This window comes from Streptomyces sp. NPDC057939 (genome assembly GCF_042887545.1).
Lineage (GTDB): Bacteria > Actinomycetota > Actinomycetes > Streptomycetales > Streptomycetaceae > Streptomyces.
On record NZ_JBHVPG010000008.1, the window covers coordinates 169,976 to 189,356 of the forward strand.

Sequence of the window (19,381 nt, forward strand, 5' to 3'; positions counted from 1 at the left end):
GATCCGCCCCGGTTCGCACGGGACGGGGGCGGCGATCCGAGGCCGAGTCGATGCGGGACGAGGCGATGGGCATGCGTTCCGGAAACGAGCCGGTGACCGCCCGCAGTCCGCTGCGGCTGCGGTTCTGGCTGAGCCTGTGGGGGCTGATCTGGGCCGCGGCCGGGACGGTCGCCTTCGCGCTGGCCGCCCGGCCCGGCTGGGCGGCCGCCTGCGGGGTCGTGGCCCTGCTGGCGGCCGTGGACCTGGTCGTCGTGACCCGGCACATCCGTCAGGGCCCGCACTACCAGCCGGGCCGTGACGTCCCCCCGTACGAGCCTCCGCGCGTCCACTAGGCGGTCCCGCGCTCCGGGAACGCCGCAGGGGCCCGCCGCCGCACGGTCCTCGTAGAGCCCCGAAGCCTCGTGAAGTCCCGAAGGCTCCGTCGGGCCCCAGAAGCCTCGTCGTCCCCCAGGGACGTCGTCGGACCTACTGGTTGTCGTCGAACCGTGCCGCCGCCAGGTACTCGGGCTGCGGGTCGAGAGCGGCGGCCAGCCGGAAGTGGCGGCGGGCCTGCTCGCGCCGCCCGGACCGTTCGTGGGTGCGTGCGAGGGCGTAGTGGGCGAAGGCGTTGTCCGGTTCCCGCTCCAGCACCAGCTCGAATTCCAGCTCGGCCGGCCGCAGCTGCGCCGCCGCGAAGAACGCGCGGGCGCGCAGCAGCCGGGCGGCGGTGTTCTCGGGATGGGCGGCTATGACGGAGTCGAGGAGCTTGACCGCGCCGCGGGGGTCGCGTGCGGCGAGCAGCTGCTCGGCGGCCCGGAAGTCGATGACGTGCGTCTCGGGGCTCGCGGAGCCGGAAGACCTCGGACCTGACGGCTGGGACGGCGGCTGCGGGGGCGTGGTATCGGACACGGTGTCTTTCCTTCCCTCTACGGGCGCGTTCAACGCGCCCGTACGCCCGCGCTATTCCGCCCCCGTGCCGTTTCGCACGGGGGCGCTTCGCACCGGTGCCGTCGCGCGCCGGGGCGCACACCGCGCTCCTGCGTCGGCCTCAGGGCCCGGCGTCCCCGCCGGCCCGCTTCGTGAGCTCGTCCCACACCGTCCGCACCTGGGGTTCCAGCGCTTCCAGCGGCCCGTCGTTGTCGATGACGATCGTGGCCACCGCGAGCCGCTGTTCGCGGGTGGCCTGGGCCGCCATGCGGGCCCGCGCGTCCTCCTCGGTCATCCCGCGCCGCGCCGTCAGCCTGGCCAGCTGCGTTTCGGGGGAGGCGTCGACGACCACGACGAGGTCGTAGAGGGGGGCGAGGCCGTTCTCCGCGAGCAGTGGTACGTCGTGCACGACGATCGCGTCGGGCCCGGCCGCGCCCTCCAACTCGGCGGAACGGGCCCCGACCAGCGGGTGCACGATCGCGTTCAGGGTGCGCAGCTTCTGCGGGTCGCCGAACACGACGGCCCCCAGGGCGGGCCGGTCGAGTTCTCCGGCCTCGGTGAGCACGGACTCCCCGAAGGCCTCCACCACGGCCGCGAGACCCGGCGTGCCGGGTTCCACGACCTCCCGCGCGATCCGGTCGGCGTCGACGACCACCGCCCCGTACCCCGCCAGCAACCGCGAGACCTCGCTCTTGCCGGCACCGATTCCGCCTGTCAGGCCCACCTTCAACATGGTCGACACCCTAGGCCCCGCCGGAAGCCCGCGACCAGGCCCCCGGGCCCCCGCGGCGGACTACAGCTCTCCCTCGCGTTCCGCCAGGAACCGCTCGAACTCGCGCCCGATCTCGTCCGCCGAGGGGATCTCGGCCGGTTCGGCGATCATGTTGCCGCGGGTTTCGGCGCCCGCGGCGGCGTCGTACTGGTGCTCCAGGCCCTGGACGAGGGTGACGAGTTCCTCGTCGCCCTCGCGGATCTGCCGGTCGATCTCGGTCTGCGTGCGGTGCGCCTCGGTCCGCAGGGCGTGCGCGACGGCGGGCAGGACCAGACCGGTCGCCGCGGTGATCGCCTCCAGCGCGGTCAGGGCCGCGTCGGGGTACGGGGAGCGGGCGACGTAGTGCGGTACGTGCGCGGCGACGCCGAGGACGTCGTGCCCGGACTGGGCCAGTCGGAACTCGACGAGCGATTCCGCGCTGCCGGGGACCTGTGCCTCCTCGAACGGGCTGCGGTGGCCTGGCATCAGGTCGGTCCGGTTGCCGTGCGGGGTGATGCCGACGGGCCGGGTGTGCGGGACGCCCATCGGGATGCCGTGGAAGTTGACGGAGAGCCTGACCCCGAGCCGCTCGATGATCTGTCGGACGGCGACCGCGAAACGCTCCCACTCCACGTCCGGCTCGGGGCCGGAGAACAGCAGGAAGGGTGCGCCGGTGGCGTCCTGCACGAGGCGGACCTCCAGGCGGGGTTCCTCGAACTCGGTCCAGTGGTCGCGTTGGAAGGTCAGCAGCGGCCGGCGGGCCCGGTAGTCCACGAGACGGTCCGCGTCGAAGCGGGCGACCACCTGGTGGGGCAGGGTCTCCAGGAGTCGCTCGACGATCTGCTCGCCGGCCTCTCCCGCGTCGATGTACCCCTCGAAGTGGTAGAGCATGACCAGTCCGGCCGAGTCCTGGGCCAGCGCCAGGTCGGCCACCGCCAGGCCCTTGGCGTCCCATTCGTACAAACCCTGTGGATCAAGCACTGTCACCATTCCTCCCTCGTGGCGTTCTCTGCCAAGAACGTCCAAGGCGCCGTCGGCATTCCCCAGTTGACGCCCTTCGCGGGATTGCGACACCGCGGGACGGCACTCGACGGGTGTGGGCCCGCCCCCGCGCGCGGGTCGGGCCGGGGGCCTGGAACGCGGAAAGGCCCGCCCCCCGAAGGGGACGGGCCTCGCCGTTGGGCTCAGCTCAACTCACACCGGAGTGTGATGCGCGCTGCGATCAGCTCTGGCCGCCGGCCAGCTTCTCGCGGAGCGCGGCCAGGGCCTCGTCGGACGCCAGGGCGCCCGAGGTCTCGTCCGACTCCGAGGAGTACGAACCACCGGAGAGGCTGGCGCCACCACCGGTGTTGCCACCGGCGGCCGGGGCGGCAGCACCCTCGGCGGCAGCGGCCTCGTCGGCCTCGCGGCTCTTGATGACCTGCGCCTGGTGCTGCTCGAAGCGAACCTGCGCCTCGGCGTACTGGCGCTCCCACGTCTCGCGCTGGGTGTCGAAGCCCTCGAGCCAGTCGTTGGTCTCGGGGTCGAAGCCCTCGGGGTAGATGTAGTTGCCCTGGTCGTCGTAGGACGCGGCCATGCCGTACAGGGTCGGGTCGAACTCGACCGACGCCGGGTCGGCACCGAAGGACTCGTTGGCCTGCTTCAGCGACAGCGAGATCCGGCGACGCTCAAGGTCGATGTCGATGACCTTGACGAAGATCTCGTCGTTGACCTGGACGACCTGCTCCGGGATCTCCACGTGGCGCTCGGCCAGCTCGGAGATGTGGACCAGACCCTCGATGCCCTCGTCCACGCGGACGAACGCACCGAACGGAACCAGCTTGGTGACCTTACCCGGGACGACCTGGCCGATCTGGTGGGTCCGGGCGAACTGCTGCCACGGGTCTTCCTGCGTCGCCTTCAGCGACAGGGAGACACGCTCGCGGTCCATGTCGACGTCGAGGACCTCGACGGTGACTTCCTGGCCGACCTCGACAACCTCGGACGGGTGGTCGATGTGCTTCCAGGACAGCTCGGAGACGTGCACGAGACCGTCGACGCCGCCCAGGTCCACGAAGGCACCGAAGTTGACGATCGAGGAGACGACGCCGGAGCGGACCTGACCCTTCTGCAGGGTGGTGAGGAACGTCTGGCGAACCTCGGACTGGGTCTGCTCGAGCCAGGCGCGGCGGGACAGGACCACGTTGTTGCGGTTCTTGTCCAGCTCGATGATCTTCGCCTCGAGCTCCTTGCCCACGTAGGGCTGGAGGTCGCGGACGCGACGCATCTCGACGAGAGAGGCCGGCAGGAAGCCACGGAGGCCGATGTCGAGGATGAGACCACCCTTGACGACCTCGATGACGGTACCGGTGACGATGCCGTCTTCTTCCTTGATCTTCTCGATCGTGCCCCAGGCACGCTCGTACTGAGCGCGCTTCTTGGACAGGATCAGACGGCCTTCCTTGTCCTCCTTCTGGAGAACCAGGGCCTCGATCTCGTCGCCGACCTTGACGACCTCGTTCGGGTCGACGTCGTGCTTGATCGAGAGCTCGCGGCTCGGGATCACGCCCTCCGTCTTGTAACCGATGTCGAGGAGAACCTCGTCCCGGTCCACCTTGACGATGACGCCGTCGACGATGTCGCCGTCGTTGAAGTACTTGATCGTCTCGTCGATCGCCGCGAGGAACGCGTCCGCGTCGCCGATGTCGTTGACCGCTACCTGCGGAGGGGTGGTGGCGGTGGTCTCGGTGCTGCTCGTCATGTGGGAAAGGGCTCCGGTTACGGACAGAAAGTCGTAGGTACTGCTACGCCGGGAGCCCTTATCGGCATCTGCCGAAGCCGGACAGCCAAGGAAGCCCAGATCCGCACGAGCGGGAGGGCCTCGAAAACCGAGGGGACATCAACAGAGGCAAGCGCAGCCTGCTAGGTCTGAGGAGCACAGGCTCGCAGCGCAACTTGTAGCATACGGGGGCAGCAGGACAGGGTCAATGCGCGAAGGCGCACACCCCGGGCAGATCACCGCACAACCGGCACAATTCGTGGGCACAGCAGCCCCGATGGGCAATCCACATGGATTTTCCGAGCCATCCGCAGACTACGACGACGGGCCCCATGAACCAAGAGTCCTACGACAAGCACACCTCGGAAGACGGCCACGGGTCGGACGGCGGCGTCGAGGACGACGCTCGGGCCACCCGGCGTGACGCCGGGGACGCGGAGAGCAGTCGCGCCAACCGTGGCTGGTGGGACCGCAACGCCGACGACTACCAGAGCGAGCACGGCGCCTTCCTCGGCGACGACCGCTTCGTCTGGGGACCCGAGGGGCTCGACGAGGCGGATGCGGCCCTCCTCGGTCCGGCGTCCTCCCTCAAGGGCAAGGACGTCCTGGAGATCGGCGCCGGCGCCGCGCAGTGCTCCCGGTGGCTCGCCGCCCGGGGCGCCCGCCCGGTGGCGCTCGACCTCTCGCACCGCCAGCTCCAGCACGCCCTGCGCATCGACGGCTCCGATCAGCCGGCGGTCCGGCTCGTCGAGGCGGACGCCGGGAGGCTCCCCTTCCGGGACGGCTCGTTCGACCTGGCCTGTTCCGCCTACGGCGCGGTCCCCTTCGTCGCCGACCCGGTGAACGTGATGCGCGAGGTCCGCCGGGTGCTGCGCCCGGGCGGCCGCTGGGTCTTCTCCGTCACCCACCCGATCCGCTGGGCCTTCCCCGACGAGCCCGGCCCCGAGGGGCTCTCCGTCGCGGCCTCCTACTTCGACCGGACCCCGTACGTGGAGCAGGACGAGGACGGCGACGCCGTCTACGTCGAGCACCACCGCACGATCGGGGACCGGGTCCGGGACGTGGTCGCGGGCGGGTTCCGCCTGGTGGACCTCGTCGAGCCGGAGTGGCCCGAATGGAACGCCCAGGAGTGGGGCGGCTGGTCCCCGCTGCGCGGCAACCTGATCCCGGGGACCGCGATCTTCGTGTGCGAGAGGGACTGACCCCTTGATCCGCCAGGCCGACCTCGACGCCCTTCCCGTACGGGAGGCCGTGCCCGCCCTCGTCTCCGCGCTGGACGCCCGCGGCACTGCCGTGCTGTGCGCCCCGCCCGGCACCGGCAAGACCACGCTGGTGCCGCTGGTGCTGGCCGGGCTGGTCGGCGGCGGACCGCGGCGCCGGGTCGTGGTGGCCGAGCCGCGCCGGATCGCCGCCCGGGCGGCGGCGCGCCGGATGGCCTGGCTGCTGGGCGAGCGGCCGGGCGGATCGGTGGGTTTCACCGTGCGCGGCGAGCGGGTCGTGGGCGCGGGGACCGTGGTGGAGGTGGTGACCACGGGCGTGCTGCTCCAGCGCCTCCAGCGGGACCAGGAACTGGCCGGCACGGACGTGGTGGTCCTGGACGAGTGCCACGAACGGCATCTGGACGCCGACACCGTCGCCGCGTTCCTCCTGGACGTGCGCGCGACCCTGCGCCCGGAGCTGCGTCTGGTCGCGGCGTCGGCGACGACGGACGCGGCGGGCTGGGCGCGGCTGCTGGGCGACGCCCCGGTGGTGGAGGCCGCCGGGGTCGCCCACCCGGTGGAGACGGTGTGGGCGCCGCCGGCGCGGCCGGTGCGGCCGCCGCACGGGATGCGGGTGGATCCGGCGCAGCTGACGCATGTGGCGTCGGTGGTGCGACGGGCTCTGGCGGAACGTTCCGGCGACGTGTTGTGCTTCCTGCCGGGGGTGGGCGAGATCGCCCGGGTCGCCGGGCAGCTGGGCGGTGTCGACGCGGAGGTGCTCCAGGTCCACGGCCGGGCCCCGGCGGCCGTGCAGGACGCGGCGCTGACCGCGGCGGACCACCGCCGGGTGATCCTGTCGACGGCGGTGGCCGAGTCGAGCCTGACCGTGCCCGGCGTACGGGTGGTCGTGGACTCCGGGCTGGCCCGCGAGCCGCGGGTGGACCACGCGCGGGGGCTGGGCGCGCTGACGACCGTACGGGCGTCCCGCGCTTCGGGCCGCCAGCGGGCGGGCCGGGCCGGGCGGGAGGCGCCGGGCGTGGTGTACCGGTGCTGGGAGCGGGCCGAGGACTCCCGGCTGCCGGCCTTCCCCTCGCCCGAGATCCGGATCGCGGACCTGGCGCAGTTCGCGCTGCAGGCCGCCTGCTGGGGCGACCCGGAGGCGTCCGGGTTGGCGTTGCTGGACCCGCCGCCGGCCGGCGCCATGGCCGCGGCGCGGGAGGTGCTGCTCGCCGTCGGCGCGGTGGACGACTCCGGCAGGCCGGCCGCGCGCGGGCTGCGGATGGCCCGGCTGGGGCTGCACCCGCGGTTGGCGCGCGCCCTGCTGGACGGTTCGGCCGCGTTGGGCGCCCGCCGGGCGGCCGAGTTGGTGGCGCTGCTCAGCGAGGAACCGCCGCGGGAGTACGGGGACGACCTGGCCGCCGCCTGGCGGGCGGCCCGGCGGGGCGGCGACGGCTACGCGGCGCGCTGGCGCGCGGAGTGCCGCCGCCTGGAGCGCGCGGCGGGAACCCCGGACGCCGCCGGCAAGGACGTCGCGGGGAGGGCGGCCCTCTCGGACGACGGGGCCGCCGGGCTGGTGGCCGCCCTGGCCTTCCCCGAGCGGGTCGCCGCGGCCAAGGGGGGCGGGGCGTTCCTGATGGCCTCCGGGACGGGGGCCGAGGTGGGGGACGGATCGCCGTTGCGCGGCGCGCCCTGGCTGGCGGTCGCGGTCGCCGACCGGGCGGCCCACGCCACGTCCGCCCGGGTGCGGCTCGCCGCCGTCATCGACGAGGAGACGGCCCGTGCCGCCTGCGGGCACCTGCTGGGCGGTGGTGAGGAGGTGCGTTGGGAGGCGGGCGACGTGGTCGCCCGCTCCGTCGAACGGCTCGGCGCGATCGAGCTCACGGTCCGCCCGCTGCGCGCCCCCGACCCGACCCTCGTACGGGCCGCGCTGCTGGAAGGGCTGGCCGCGGAGGGGTTGGGGCTGCTGCGCTGGTCCGAGGACGCGCGGGCGCTCCGGGCCCGGCTGGGTTTCCTGCACCGCACGCTGGGCGGCGGCTGGCCCGACGTGGCCGACGACGCCGCGCTGCTGGAGCGGGCCGACGACTGGCTGGAGCCGGAGTTGTCCCGGGCGCGCCGCCGCGCCGACCTGGGCCGGATCGATGCCGGGCAGGGCCTGAACCGGTTGCTGCCGTGGGCCGGCGGGGAGGCGGGCCGGCTGGACGAGCTGGCTCCCGAGCGGTTGCCGGTGCCGAGCGGTTCCCGGATCCGGGTCGACTACTCCGGCGAGCAGCCCGTGCTGGCGGTGAAGCTCCAGGAACTGTTCGGGCTGGCCGAGACGCCCCGGGTGGCGGGGGTTCCCGTACTCGTCCACCTGCTGTCGCCAGCCGGGCGGCCCGCCGCGGTGACCGCCGACCTCGCCTCGTTCTGGCGGGGCGGCTACCGGGCGGTGCGCGCCGAGCTGCGCGGCCGTTATCCGAAGCACCCGTGGCCGGAGGACCCGGCGACCGCCGAGCCCACCCGCCACACCAACGCCCGGCTCAGACGCTGACCGCTTCCCGGGGGTGCGGGTCGGGCTCCCGGCCTCGGCGGCCCCGGGCCTCCAGCCAGAGGGAGAGGGCGAGGAGGCCCAGGGCGCCGAGGGCGAGTCCGCCGGGCGCCCAGGTGTGCAGCGCGAGGACCTTCGTACGGTTCGACTTGACGAGTTCGAGGGTGTGCTCGGCGTAGTCGGGGCGCATCTTGACGTGTCCGGCGAAGGCGGTCAGCTTGCCGTCGGGGCCGGCCGCCGCGATCCCGCCGCGCATCTCCTGCTGGATGACCTGTTCGGCGTTGACGGGTGCCCCGGTGACCGGGTCGACCCAGAACATCGCCTTGACCGTGTACCAGAGGCTGGTTCCGGTGGTCTGCTCGATGGTGGCCGGGTCGATGCCTTCGATGGGCATCTTCTTCGGCATGGGGACCTTGGTCCACGGGACGGTCTGCTCGAAGTAGTAGACCTCCATGCCCCGGTAGGTGCGTGGTCCGACGTAGTGGATGGGCGAGGACGTCCGGGTCTGCGCGTCGAAGTAGAGGTAGTCGCGGGGCTCGGTGAAGAAGGGCCACTTGAACTCGATGCCCTCGCGCTTGACCGGGTCGCCGTCGACCATCTCGCCGGTCGCGTGGACCGGGTCCTGGGTGTGGGCGTCGAAGATGTAGCGCTCGGGGATCTGCGAGACCATCTTCCCGTCCGGGCCGATGATGTAGGACAGCGTGTCCCAGACGACGACGTCCTTGCCTGCGTCGGCCTCGATCTCCTCGGAGGCCTCGACGTTGCCCTTGAGGGTCTGGACGATGGTGACCTTGTCCACCTTCTTGGGCTTCATGCCGTCGTTGTAGTCGATGAGGGTGGCGTCCTTCGCCTCCAGCACCATCTCCTGGTACTGGTTCGGCGGGATCTTGGCGAGCCGCGGGTACGCGTACCAGCGCAGCAGGGGTGCGAGGGCCGCGCAGAACACGGCGAGGGCAAGCAGGACGAGGCTCGCTCTGCGTCGCATGGCCGGGCCTCCTCTACTTTCCGGGCGCGGGGGGCGCGGTGGTGAGCAGCGGCTTGGGCGAGGTCCTGCCCTCCGGCGCCCCTGCCGCCGTGATGGCGAGGACGAGGGCGAGCGCGGCGGCCAGCCCGATGGCGGCGGCGACGAGAGCGCGCATGCCGGGGCCTCCGAAATCTGATAGGGCGTCAGAGATGGGGCACCGTAGCAACGCGGGGGCGAGATGAGAACCGTCTCGTGCGGTGATCGCGGGGATCGCCGGCGGGGGGACGGGGCGAGCGGCCGCGGTCCGCGCCGGAGCGGGGGCCGCGGCCCCCGCGTCACTCGTCGACGTCCTCGGCGCGGGTCACCGCCGGGCCGAGCCCCGGCGGGATGTGCGCGGCGACGAGCGCCACGGCCTCCTCGGCGGTGTCGGCCCAGCCGAACACGCCGCCGCTGCGGGCGAGCCGGACCCTGAACCGCCCGTCGGGCAGCGGGTCCACGGCCGGCACCCGCACGACGTACGGGAACTGGGTGCAGCTGCTGAGGTTCAGGCTGTGGTGGCTGGTGAAGGGGTACAGCTGCCGCAGCCTCGGCTCGGCGTACGCGGCCTCCAGCAGCGGGACGATCGGCGGGTACGGCCGATCCGGTCGGGACTCCAACTGGTGGTCGCGCATGGCCCGCCAGCTCAGCAGCAGCCGTTGCCAACTCACCTCGACGAACTCCGCCGGTCCGCGCAGGCGCGCGGCGGCCAGGTCGGGGAGGACGGGCCGGGGCAGGAGGGGTCTTTCGGCCGCGGGGACGTCAACGTTGTCGTTCATCGCGCCAGTCTGGCGGCGGGCACCGGCCCTGACCAGGGGTGGTGAGCAGGCGAGTATTCGCCGGCGCGGCCGGGACGTCCGGGCCGGTCGCGATGGCGCGATGACGTCGGGCCCGGCCGCCTCCCCCGCCGGGTGCGGCGGGGCGCGCACACCCGGGCGGGGCGGCCGTCACGACCGACGCCCGGGCGTCCACCAACGTCGGCCGCTCGCAGTGGTGTTGGCGGCGCAGGCGGCACCGGGGGTCGACGTCGACCCCCGGCCCCGGGGTGCCCGCGCCGTTCCTGCGGTTGCGGCTACGGAGTGCCGCTCGGGCTCGCCGCGGGCGCCGGGGCCGACTTCCCCGGGGCCGTGGGGCTCGGCGCGGGGGTGGTGGGCCGGGCGGTGGCGGTCGGGCTCGCGGTGGGCTTCGGGGTCGGGCTCGGCGCGGGGGTCGGGCTGCCCGTCGGGGTGGGTGTGGGGGTCGGCGTCGGGGTGGGAGTGGGCGTCGGGGTCGGCGTCGGCTTGGGGGTCGGGGTGGGCGTCGGAGTCGGAGTCGGGGTGGGCGTCGGGGTGGGCGTGGGCGTCGGCTTGGGATCAGGCGTCGGAGTCGGCTTCGGAGTCGGCTTCGGGTCCGGCGTGGGGCTCGGCTTCGGCGTCGGTGTGGTCACCGGACCCGGGGTCGGCTTCGTGCCCGGCCGGCCCGCCGGGGTTCCCGTACCGGGTCCGGTTCCGGTACCCGTACCCGTACCCGGCCCGGTTCCGGGGCCCGTGCCGTCCGGGACCTCGTGGGCGCCCGCGAGGTAGTACGCGAACCAGGACCGCACCGTCCGCAGGTACTCGGTGGACTGGTTGTAGGAGAGCACGGCCCGGTCCAGGTCCCCCGGGGTCCGCAGGTCCCGGGTGCCCGCGCACAGGTAGCGGCCGGCGGCCAGCGCCGCGTCGTGGATGTTGTTCGGGTTGCGCCGCCCGTCGCCGTCGGCGTCCTGGCCCCAGGACGCCCAGGTCGAGGGGATGAACTGCATCGGGCCGACGGCCCGGTCGTAGCGGGAGTCGCCGTCGTAGGCCCCGCCGTCGGTGTCGGAGATGTTCGCGAAGCCGTTGCCGTTGAGGACGGGGCCGAGGATCGGGCGCAACGTGGTCCCGGCGGCGTCGACCCGACCGCCGCCCGCCTGCCCGGACTCGACCTTGCCGATGGCGGCGAGGAGTTGCCAGCGCAGTCCGCACCCGGGGTCGGTCTCGCCGACCTTCTGCTCGGCCCGCCGGTACGCGGCGAGCACGCTCGCCGGTATCCCCTTGGCGCCCTCCAGGACGGTCACCGGCTCGGTGCGCGGGGTGTCCGCCGCGGCGGGCACCGGCGTGGGGGCGGGCACCGGGGTCGGTGTCGCGGCCGGGGTCGCCCCGTCCACCGGGAGTACGACGGCGGGCGGTTCGGGGCTCGGCAGGGGCGGCAGTTCGGTGAAGTAGGTGGAGTCGCCGCCGGATCCCGCGACGGTCGGGGCGGGCTGTGCGCTGCCCTCTCCCGCGGCGGCCATCCGGCCGGCGCTCCCGTCGTTCGGGCCCTGCGAGCCGGTCACCGCGGCCACGACGAGCGCCGAGATCACCGCGGCGAAACCACCCCTGCGCAGCCTGCGTCCGATTATTCGAGCCGCCATGAGCCGGACCCCTCCCCTAGACGTCCGCGTGACCCTACGTCAACTCCCTTCACGGAGCACGAACCGCGACCCGGATTTCACGACATCCCCACGTCCTGTGCAGGTCACGCATACTGTCCCGACGTTCCGCACCGAGGAGAAGCACCGTGCCGTTCACTCTCAGCCATGCGGCTGCCGTACTTCCGGCCGTCCGCCGGACCGGGCGGGCCCGGGGGCCCCTGGTGGCTTCCGCACTGGTTCTGGGGTCATTCGCGCCGGACACGTTCTACTTCATGGACGCGGTCGTCGAGGGCGTGATGGCCTACGGCACGTTCACGCATTCCCTGCCGGGCATCGTCACCGTGGACGCCGTGTTGACCGCCGTCCTCGTCGCGTGCTGGCTGCTGCTGCGCGAGCCGCTGATCGCGCTGCTGCCCCGGCGCCGTCAGGGCCGCGTCCACGCCTTCGTGCGCGGCGAGCACTGGCGGGGCCGGCGGCCGTCCTCGCTCGTCCTGTGGTTCTACGTCTCGGCGGTGGCCGGTTCCCTCACGCACGTCGTGTGGGACAGCTTCACCCACCTGGACCGCTGGGGCACGAACGCGCTGCCGGAGCTCGGCGAACCGCTCGCGTTCGGGCTGCCGCTCTACTCCTACGTCCAGTACGGCTCGTCCGCGCTCGCCGCCTGCGTCCTGTTCTGGTTCGTGGCGACCGGCCTGCGGCGGCTGCCGGAGGGGACCGCTCCGGCGTCGGTGCCGGTGCTCGGCCGTGCGGAGTTCCTGGGCGCCCTCGCGCTGTTCGCCGTGTGCGTGGCGGTGGGGGTCACGATGAGGGTGATCCGCTGGTACACGTTCTTCGACCGGATCGACAGCCCGCTCGACATCATCCCGACCGTCTGTTTCGGCGCGGGCGGCGGCCTCGCCGTGGCCCTGCTGCTGTACGGGGTCCTGTTCCGTCTGCGTCACCGCCACGACGGCGACCGCCGCCCGGACCGCGAGGCGCGCACGCCCGCCGGCGCCCGCCAGGGGGTGTTTCGGAAGTAGCGCCGGGCGCCCGGAGGGCGTGGCCCGCGGCGTCCGGTGCCGTGCCTCGCAAGGCGGAGGGTCGCCCGCGTACTGGACGTACTCGGGCGATTCCGACAACGCGGCGAGGTGCGGTGCCAGACGCCGCGGGCCAGGCGGGACTTCTGGAACACGCCCTAGCCGGGCCGCTCGTGCGGATGCCCGCCCCCTCGGTGCGAGGGGGCGGGCATCCGTACGGGTGGCGGGCGGGTCAGTGCGCGGCGGACTCCCAGTCGTCGCCGACGCCGACGGAAACGTCGAGCGGGGCTCGGAGTTCCACGGCGGCGCCCATCTCGCGGCGCAGCAGTTCCTCGACCCGCTCGGCCTCGCCGGGGGCGATCTCCAGGACGATTTCGTCGTGGACCTGGAGCAGCATCCGCGACTTGAGGCCCGCCTCGGTGATGGCCTTGTCGACGCGGAGCATGGCTACCTTGACGATGTCCGCGGCGGTGCCCTGGATCGGGGCGTTCAGCGCCATCCGCTCGGCGGCCTCGCGGCGCTGGCGGTTGTCGCTGTTGAGGTCGGGCAGGTAGCGGCGGCGCCCGAAGACGGTCGCCGTGTACCCGGTGGCGCGGGCCTCGTCGACCACGCGCTGGAGGTACTCGCGGACCCCGCCGAACCGCTCGAAGAAGGTGTCCATCAGCCCGCGGGCCTCGGCCGGCTCGATGTTCAGCTGCTGGGCGAGGCCGAACGCGGACAGCCCGTACGCCAGGCCGTACGACATGGCCTTGATCTTGCGGCGCATCTCGGCGTCGACCTGGGAGCGCTCGACGCCGAACACCTGGGAGGCCACGGTGGTGTGGAGGTCCTCGCCGGTGGCGAACGCCTCGATGAGGCCCTCGTCCTCGGAGAGGTGCGCCATGACCCGCAGCTCGATCTGGCTGTAGTCGGCCGTCATCAGCGACTCGTAGCCCTCGCCGACGACGAAGCCGCGGCGGATGGCGCGGCCCTCGTCGGTGCGCACCGGCACGTTCTGCAGGTTCGGGTCGGTGGAGGACAGTCGTCCGGTCGCGGCGACGGTCTGGCTGAAGCTGGTGTGGACCCGGCCGTCGGCGGCGATCGACTTGACCAGGCCCTCGACGGTGACGCGGAGCTTGGCCTGCTCCCGGTGTCGGAGCATGATCACCGGGAGTTCGTGGTCGGTCTGGCCGGCCAGCCAGGCCAGCGCGTCCGCGTCGGTCGTGTAGCCGGTCTTGGTCTTCTTCGTCTTCGGCAGGTCCAGCTCGCCGAAGAACACCTCCTGGAGCTGCTTGGGCGACCCGAGGTTGAACTCGTGGCCGACCGCCGCGTGCGCCTCCTTCACCGCCTGCTGCACGGCTCCGGCGAACTGCTGCTCCATGCCTTCGAGGTGGTCCCGGTCGGCGGCGATGCCGGCCCGTTCCAGCCGGGCCAGCAGCTCGGAGGTGGGCAGCTCCATGTCGTGGAGCAGTTCCGTCGCCCCGACCTCGTCGAGCTTCGTCGTGAGGGCGTCGCCGAGGTCGAGGACGGCGCGGGCCTGTCCCATCAGGGCGTCCGCCTCGGCCGTCTCGTCGGCGCCGAAGGCCAGCTGCCCGTCGGCCGCGGCGGGTGCCAGTTCGCGGTGCAGGTACTCGTTGGACAGCACGTCCAGCGCGAAGGAACGCCGGCCCGGCTTGACGAGGTAGGCGGCGAGGGCGGTGTCCATGGTGACGCCGGCCAGCGTCCAGCCGTGCTCGGGGAAGACCCGCATGAGGCCCTTGGCGTTGTGCACGACCTTGGGCTTCTTCTCGTCGGCCGCCCAGGCCGCGAAGGCCTTCTCGTCGGCCTCGTCCAGCTCGGACGGTTCGAACCAGGCGGCCGCCCCGCCGGCCGCGGCCAGCCCGATCTCGCTGACGTTGCCCTGGCCCAGCGCCCAGCTGTCGACGGTGGACACGCCCAGCGGGCCCGCCCCGTGGCTCTCCAGCCACGGCGCCAGCTCGCCGGTGCCCAGCACCGAACCGTCCAGTTCCACGGCTGCCGCCGCCGGGACGGGCGCCTCGTCCTCGGCGGCGCCCGGGTCGACGGCGAGCAGCCGCTCGCGCAGCGAGGCGTTGCGGATCTCCAGTACGTCGAGCACGCCGGTCACCGCGGACCGGTCGTAGGGGGCCCGGGCCAGGTCGGCGGGGGTCTTCGCCAGCTCGACGTCCTTGACCATCTCGGTCAGGACCCGGTTGAGCTTGACGGCCTCCAGGTGGTCCCGGAAGTTCTGCCCGGCCTTGCCCTTGACCTCCTCGGCCCGCTCCACGAGCTCCGCGAACGACCCGAACTGGGTGATCCACTTGGCGGCGGTCTTCTCCCCGACGCCCGGGATGCCCGGCAGGTTGTCGGACGGGTCGCCGCGCAGCGCCGCGAAGTCCGGGTACTGCTGCGGGGTGAGCCCGTACTTCTCCTCGACCTTCTCCGGCGTGAACCGGGTCAGCTCGGAGACGCCCTTGGTCGGGTACAGCACCGTCGTGTGCTCGGAGACCAGCTGGAAGGAGTCACGGTCACCGGTGACGATCAGGACGTCGAAGCCGAGCGCCTCGGCCTGCGTCGTCAGCGTCGCGATCACGTCGTCGGCCTCGAAACCGTCGACCGCGAACCGCGGCACCTTCATCGCGTCGAGGAGCTCGCCGATCAGCTCGACCTGCCCCTTGAACTCGTCGGGGGTCTTGGACCGGTTCGCCTTGTACTCGGGGAACTCCGTCGAGCGCCACGTCTTGCGCGACACGTCGAACGCCACCGCGAAGTGCGTGGGCGCCTCGTCGCGCAGCGTGTTCGCCAGCATCGACGCGAAGCCGTAGATGGCATTGGTCGGCTGGCCCGTCGCGGTCGTGAAGTTCTCCGCGGGCAGCGCGAAGAACGCCCGGTACGCCAGGGAGTGCCCGTCCATGAGCATCAGGCGGGGGCGGTCCGCTGCGGTCGTCTGGTCGGTCTTCTTCGATGCTGAATCTGCCACGCCCCCGATCCTAGGCGCCCCCGCCGACAATTCCGGCGCGGACGATCGCCGCACGGCCGCCGGGGCCGGGCCCCGGCCGGTCGCGGCCCGCGGGGCCCGGCCCCCGCACCGCCCCACCCGGCGCATCCGACCCACCGGCCGCCCCCGGCGCACCCCGCCCCGGCCCCGGCGGCCCCCGACCGCCCTCCCCCGCGAACGGGACCCGTGACAGGATCGAAGGATGCGGCCGCACGTGCCGCATCCGTACGCACGCTCGAAGGAGAGCGCCATGGCGACCAAGCCGCCCTCAGGTGACCCGGTACAGGACGCGCCGCAGGTCACGCCGCCGCAGCACGCGGCCGCGGGCCTGCCGGCGATCGGCCACACGCTGAAGGTCGCCCAGGCGCAGATGGGCCTGGCCCGTACCGCCCGCACCCTCCTCAAGGTCAACCAGAAGGACGGCTTCGACTGCCCCGGCTGCGCCTGGCCCGAGGGCGACAAGCGGCACGCGGCGGAGTTCTGCGAGAACGGCGCCAAGGCCGTCGCCGAGGAGGCGACGCTCCGCAGGGTCACCCCCGCCTTCTTCGCCGAGCACCCCCTGGCCGACCTGGCCGAACGCTCCGGCTACTGGCTGGGCCAGCAGGGCCGGATAACGGAGCCGATGTACCTGCCCGAGGGCGGCGACCGGTACGAGGCGATCGGCTGGGACCGGGCCTTCGAGATCATCGCGGAGGAGCTGAACGCCCTCGGCTCCCCCGACGAGGCCCTCTTCTACACCTCCGGCCGCACCAGCAACGAGGCCGCGTTCCTCTTCCAGCTCTTCGCCCGCGAGTTCGGCACCAACAACCTGCCCGACTGCTCCAACATGTGCCACGAGTCCTCGGGCTCCGCGCTGAACGAGACCATCGGCATCGGCAAGGGGAGCGTCTCCCTCGAAGACCTCCACCAGGCCGACCTGATCATCGTCGCCGGGCAGAACCCGGGCACCAACCACCCCCGGATGCTCTCCGCCCTGGAGAAGGCCAAGTCCGCCGGCGCGAGGATCATCTCGGTGAACCCGCTGCCCGAAGCCGGCATGGAACGCTTCAAGAACCCGCAGACCCCGCTCGGCATGCTCAAGGGCACCGCCCTCAACGACCTGTTCCTACAGATCCGCATCGGCGGCGACCAGGCCCTCTTCCGACTCCTCAACAAACTCGTCATCGAGGCCGGCGACGCCACCGACGAGACCTTCATCCGCGAACACACCCACGGATACGAGGAGTTCGCCGCCGCCGCCAAGGAAACCGACTGGGCCGAGACCCTCACCGCGACCGGCCTCACCCGCCCCGAGATCGAACGCGCCCTCGCGATGGTCCTCGCCTCGCGGCGCACCATCGTCTGCTGGGCCATGGGCCTCACCCAGCACAAGCACTCCGTCGCCACCATCCGCGAGGTCGTCAACCTGCTCCTACTGCGCGGCGACATCGGCCGCCCCGGCGCGGGCGTCTGCCCCGTGCGCGGCCACTCCAACGTCCAGGGCGACCGCACCATGGGGATCTTCGAACGCCCCGCGCCGGCCTTCCTCGACGCCCTCGACCGCGAGTTCGGCATCACCTCGCCCCGCGGCCACGGCTACGACGTCGTCCGCTCCATCGAAGCCCTGCGCGACGGCCGGGCCAAGGTCCTCTTCGCCATGGGCGGCAACTTCGTCGGCGCCACCCCCGACACCGACGTCACCGAGGCCGCGGTCCGCCGCGCCTCCCTGACCGTCCACGTGTCCACGAAACTCAACCGCTCCCACGCCGTCACCGGACGCCGGGCGCTGATCCTGCCCACCCTCGGCCGCACCGACAAGGACGTCCAGGCCTCCGGCAAGCAGTTCGTGACCGTCGAGGACTCCATGGGCATGGTCCACGCCTCCCGCGGCAACCTCGCCCCCGCCTCACCCTCGCTGCTCTCCGAGCCCGCCATCGTGGCCCGCATGGCCCGCGCCGTGCTCGGCCGGGGCTCCGCCACCCCGTGGGAGGAGTTCGAGGCGGACTACGCCGGCGTCCGCGACCGGATCGCCCGCGTGATCCCCGGCTTCGAGGACTTCAACACCCGCATCGCCCGCCCCGGCGGCTTCCGGCTCCCCCACGCCCCCCGCGACGAACGCCGCTTCCCCACCAAAACCGGCAAGGCCAACTTCACCGCCGCCCCCGTCGAGTACCCCCACCTGCCCGCCGGCAGGCTGCTGCTCCAGACCCTGCGCAGTCACGACCAGTACAACACCACCATCTACGGCCTCGACGACCGCTACCGCGGCATCACCGGCGGCCGCCGCGTGGTCATGGTCAACCCCGAGGACGCGGCCGAGCTCGGCCTCGCCGACGGCTCCTACACCGACCTCGTCGGCGAGTGGAAGGACGGCGTCGAACGCCGCGCCCCCGGCTTCCGCGTCGTGCACTACCCGACCGCCCGCGGCTGCGCCGCCGCCTACTACCCGGAGACCAACGTGCTGGTCCCCCTCGACTCCACCGCGGACACCAGCAACACCCCCGCGAGCAAGTCCGTCGTCGTGCGCTTCGAACCGGCCTGATAGAACGACCCAGGACACAATGGTTAACGATCGTTGACGAACGGAGCCGGCCCATGGGCGAGCAGCACAGCGTGAAGTTCCCGCAGGAAGTCCTCGACGAGTACGCGGCCCTGGGCATAGACCTGCCCGCGCTGTTCTCCGCGGGGGACCTCGGCCGCCGGATGGAGATCCGCATCCTGGAGGCCTCCGCCGAGCGGGTCGTCGCCACCATGCCGGTCAAGGGCAACACCCAGCCCTACGGACTGCTCCACGGCGGAGCCTCCGCGGTCCTCGCCGAGACCCTCGGGTCGGTCGGCGCGATGATGCACGGCGGCATCACCAAGGTCGCCGTGGGCGTGGACCTGAACTGCACCCACCACCGGGGCGCCCGCTCCGGCATCGTCACCGGCGTCGCCACCCCCGTCCACCGGGGACGCTCCACCGCCACCTACGAGGTCGTCATCTCCGACGAGCAGGACCGCCGGGTGTGCACGGCACGCCTGACCTGCCTGCTGCGCGACGCCGAGCAGGCCGCCGCCGGGGCCTGACCCCCGCGCGGGAACCCCGGGGCCACCAAACCCCCGCGGGCCCGCCCGCCCCAGGAGCCCCTCGACGGGCCCGGAAACCGCCCACCCGGCGACTCCGGGCCCGTTCCCGCACCCGGGCCGGCGCCGACCGCCCGCAGGTCGCCGGCGGGCCGCCCGCACCCGCCCGCCGACGCCCGCCCGCCGACACCCGCTCGGCGGCGCCCCGCCGGCCCGCGCGACGGATCCGGACCCGCGGAGCCCGCCAACCGCCCGGAATCCGCCAGTCCGCGCGTCGGGGGGCCACCGCTGTTGTGTCACCGATGGTGACCGCCTACGGTCCCCCCATGGGGACCCCGCCACCCGCCGCGGTCCGGTACGGCTCCGCGGCGCTCCTCGCGGCGCTCGCCCTCGCCGGATGCGCCGGCTCCACCTCGCCGGGCGCACCGACGCCGGACACGGCCACCACACCCGGCCGGGCCGCTCCCGCTCCCTCCACGCCCGCGCAGGTCTGCACGAGCCTGGTGTCCTACTGGGCGAAGGAGACCCTCACGGGCGGCAAGTGGTCCGGTCTGGACTGGGAGCAGAAGGGCCTGTCCAACCAGCAGTACGACATCCACGAGGAAGCGGTCGCCGCAGGCCGCTCCGAGGAGCGAACGGCCGGACAGGGCAAGGCACTTGAGCTGATCGACCGACTCGTGGCGCAGCGCTGCGCCGAACGGGACGGAGCCACCGGCAGCTCGGACGACCGGAAACCCCCGACGTGACCGGGGTCACCGGAATCCGCGCGCGCTGTCCGTCTTCCGGGCAGGTGCTCCC

General features: G+C 73.1%; 16 protein-coding genes. 7 read left to right on the forward strand and 9 right to left on the reverse strand.

Translation table 11 applies throughout. From position 1 onward, the window contains the following. The first annotated feature begins 71 nt into the window (after nt 1-71). Nucleotides 72-332 (forward strand): DUF6343 family protein, encoded by a 261-nt coding sequence (locus tag ACFVS6_RS12590; RefSeq protein ID WP_389703170.1) that lies wholly within the window; start codon nt 72-74, stop codon nt 330-332. 133 nt (nt 333-465) lie between these two features. Here ACFVS6_RS12590 and ACFVS6_RS12595 read toward each other — a convergent pair whose 3' ends face one another. From ACFVS6_RS12595 to rpsA, 4 genes are all read right to left on the reverse strand, one after another. Further along, entirely contained in the window at nt 466-888 is a 423-nt protein-coding gene (locus ACFVS6_RS12595) for a tetratricopeptide repeat protein (protein ID WP_389703172.1), read from the reverse strand. 139 nt (nt 889-1,027) lie between these two features. Further along, entirely contained in the window at nt 1,028-1,639 is a 612-nt protein-coding gene (gene coaE, locus ACFVS6_RS12600) for a dephospho-CoA kinase (protein WP_389703174.1), read from the reverse strand. 60 nt (nt 1,640-1,699) lie between these two features. Beyond that, the gene (locus tag ACFVS6_RS12605; protein WP_389703175.1) at nt 1,700-2,638 is read right to left on the reverse strand and encodes a PAC2 family protein; all 939 of its coding nucleotides are present in this window, start codon (nt 2,636-2,638) and stop codon (nt 1,700-1,702) included. Nucleotides 2,639-2,879: 241 nt separating this feature from the next. Continuing rightward, the gene (rpsA, locus tag ACFVS6_RS12610) at nt 2,880-4,397 is read right to left on the reverse strand and encodes a 30S ribosomal protein S1 (protein ID WP_281206708.1); all 1,518 of its coding nucleotides are present in this window, start codon (nt 4,395-4,397) and stop codon (nt 2,880-2,882) included. 350 nt (nt 4,398-4,747) lie between these two features. Here rpsA and ACFVS6_RS12615 point away from each other — a divergent pair, with 350 nt between their 5' ends. Then, entirely contained in the window at nt 4,748-5,617 is an 870-nt protein-coding gene (locus tag ACFVS6_RS12615) for a class I SAM-dependent methyltransferase (RefSeq protein ID WP_389703177.1), read from the forward strand. Nucleotides 5,618-5,621: 4 nt separating this feature from the next. Then, on the forward strand, nt 5,622-8,141 hold the full coding sequence (gene hrpB, locus ACFVS6_RS12620; RefSeq protein ID WP_389703179.1) for an ATP-dependent helicase HrpB: 2,520 nt from the start codon (nt 5,622-5,624) through the stop codon (nt 8,139-8,141). Here hrpB and ACFVS6_RS12625 read toward each other — a convergent pair. The 4 genes from ACFVS6_RS12625 to ACFVS6_RS12640 form a co-directional block, all read right to left on the reverse strand. Then, the gene (locus ACFVS6_RS12625; protein ID WP_389703181.1) at nt 8,131-9,123 is read right to left on the reverse strand and encodes a DUF3068 domain-containing protein; all 993 of its coding nucleotides are present in this window, start codon (nt 9,121-9,123) and stop codon (nt 8,131-8,133) included. The two genes, hrpB and ACFVS6_RS12625, sit on opposite strands and share 11 nt — an antisense overlap. A gap of 13 nt (nt 9,124-9,136) precedes the next feature. Continuing rightward, nucleotides 9,137-9,277: an SPW_0924 family protein gene (locus ACFVS6_RS12630; protein ID WP_385584534.1), complete on the reverse strand. Its 141-nt coding sequence runs from the start codon at nt 9,275-9,277 to the stop codon at nt 9,137-9,139. Between the two features lie 160 nt (nt 9,278-9,437). Further along, complete coding sequence (locus ACFVS6_RS12635) at nt 9,438-9,917, reverse strand: DUF6193 family natural product biosynthesis protein (RefSeq protein ID WP_389703183.1); 480 nt, start codon at nt 9,915-9,917, stop codon at nt 9,438-9,440. A gap of 293 nt (nt 9,918-10,210) precedes the next feature. Beyond that, nucleotides 10,211-11,548 carry a lytic transglycosylase domain-containing protein gene (locus tag ACFVS6_RS12640; RefSeq protein ID WP_389703185.1) on the reverse strand — a complete coding sequence of 446 codons (1,338 nt, stop codon included), beginning with the start codon at nt 11,546-11,548 and terminating at the stop codon, nt 10,211-10,213. A gap of 146 nt (nt 11,549-11,694) precedes the next feature. On the opposite strand from ACFVS6_RS12640, the gene ACFVS6_RS12645 reads away from it, so the two are divergent. Next, complete coding sequence (locus tag ACFVS6_RS12645; protein ID WP_389703187.1) at nt 11,695-12,567, forward strand: DUF4184 family protein; 873 nt, start codon at nt 11,695-11,697, stop codon at nt 12,565-12,567. A gap of 229 nt (nt 12,568-12,796) precedes the next feature. On the opposite strand, the gene polA is transcribed toward ACFVS6_RS12645, so the two are convergent. Further along, complete coding sequence (gene polA / locus ACFVS6_RS12650) at nt 12,797-15,520, reverse strand: DNA polymerase I (RefSeq protein ID WP_389703189.1); 2,724 nt, start codon at nt 15,518-15,520, stop codon at nt 12,797-12,799. A 268-nt stretch (nt 15,521-15,788) separates the two neighbouring features. On the opposite strand from polA, the gene ACFVS6_RS12655 reads away from it, so the two are divergent. From ACFVS6_RS12655 to ACFVS6_RS12665, 3 genes are all read left to right on the forward strand, one after another. Next, the gene (locus tag ACFVS6_RS12655) at nt 15,789-18,059 is read left to right on the forward strand and encodes an FdhF/YdeP family oxidoreductase (RefSeq protein ID WP_389703191.1); all 2,271 of its coding nucleotides are present in this window, start codon (nt 15,789-15,791) and stop codon (nt 18,057-18,059) included. A 53-nt stretch (nt 18,060-18,112) separates the two neighbouring features. Beyond that, entirely contained in the window at nt 18,113-18,586 is a 474-nt protein-coding gene (locus ACFVS6_RS12660; RefSeq protein WP_389703192.1) for a PaaI family thioesterase, read from the forward strand. A gap of 323 nt (nt 18,587-18,909) precedes the next feature. Next, nucleotides 18,910-19,329, forward strand: coding sequence for a hypothetical protein (locus ACFVS6_RS12665; protein WP_389703193.1), 420 nt, complete (start codon nt 18,910-18,912; stop codon nt 19,327-19,329). Nucleotides 19,330-19,381 lie beyond the last annotated feature (52 nt).